Origin of the sequence: Vibrio viridaestus, from assembly GCF_003856525.1 — a bacterium.
Taxonomy (GTDB): domain Bacteria; phylum Pseudomonadota; class Gammaproteobacteria; order Enterobacterales; family Vibrionaceae; genus Vibrio; species Vibrio viridaestus.
The window spans coordinates 1-1,169 of sequence record NZ_RJVQ01000033.1; the positions used below are offsets into that span (position 1 = coordinate 1).

Sequence of the window (1,169 nt, forward strand, 5' to 3'; positions counted from 1 at the left end):
AAAGGGTTGTTCGAGACTAGAACGTTGATAGGCAGGGTGTGTAAGCGTTGTGAGGCGTTGAGCTAACCTGTACTAATTGCCCGTGAGGCTTAACCATACAACACCCAAAGGGTTTTGTGGACTCAATGTAAGAACATTGATTGTGTAAATGAGACGAAACAGCTTTCCGAATTAACAAATTTGCTTGGCGACCATAGCGATTTGGACCCACCTGATTCCATGCCGAACTCAGAAGTGAAACGAATTAGCGCCGATGGTAGTGTGGGGTCTCCCCATGTGAGAGTAGGACATCGCCAGGCTTTTATTTTAAAACCCAGCAGCAATGCTGGGTTTTTTCGTTTCTGAACCCCAACATTTACGTCTATCCATAACCATATAACATCTCTTTGCTCATTATCTTTTTTATAGACATTGTTGTATCAACTCATTTTCTCCCTCATAACTAGTGATAGATAATTAATACGTTATCTACGCTGAAGGGGATGAGCTTTTTCATACCCATTTTTAAAGCCTATATCTTTGTATTATGTTTGGTTCGGTGAGGTATCGTTTTAAGCATGGTAAAAAATATAAACGCTCTCTAACTCAGTTATGGCTTATGTATTGAAGAATAATATTGCCGCAAGGGTTGATAGACTCTTGTCTATACAAATATTTATCGTGATTCTAAAGTTGTTTTGTGTGCTTATTAGGCAGCTAAGTATGCCTATGCTGAGTCTTACTAAATAAAAGTTATCAACATACTCCTGTTGATAAGATGTCATTAAATTGCGTATAACTTGGTACAATTTGAGGTGTGGTTTTATTTTGTGCAAACAATCGTTTTTAATAGGAAAATGCATTAATTTAGCTTGCTATAAAAGATTAACTCCCTATAATGCCGCCTCACTGATACGGAGAGTTGAACATCTCTCTAAGTCATTAAAAGGTGATTCGGATTTAAAGTTAAAAAGTGTTTGACACTGCCGAGAATCTCTATAGAATTCACCTCCGCTTTGATGCTAAATGGCAGATAAGTAACGCTCTTTAACAATATAAACCTATCAATCTGTGTGGGCACTCGTCGGATAAACATCCAAAAGATTTTATCAATGATACGAGTGACCAAATCGAACAGGATTTCTTTTTAAGAATGAATGTTTGGCACAGTCAATTCAACATTACATTAC

2 rRNA genes are annotated in these 1,169 nt (G+C 37.3%); both read left to right on the forward strand.

The features are described 5' to 3' along the window. Window positions 1–97: ribosomal RNA gene (locus tag EES38_RS21605) — 23S ribosomal RNA — on the forward strand; the annotation flags it as partial. Between the two features lie 86 nt (window positions 98–183). Beyond that, window positions 184–299 (forward strand): 5S ribosomal RNA (rrf, locus tag EES38_RS21610). Window positions 300–1,169: the final 870 nt, after the last annotated feature.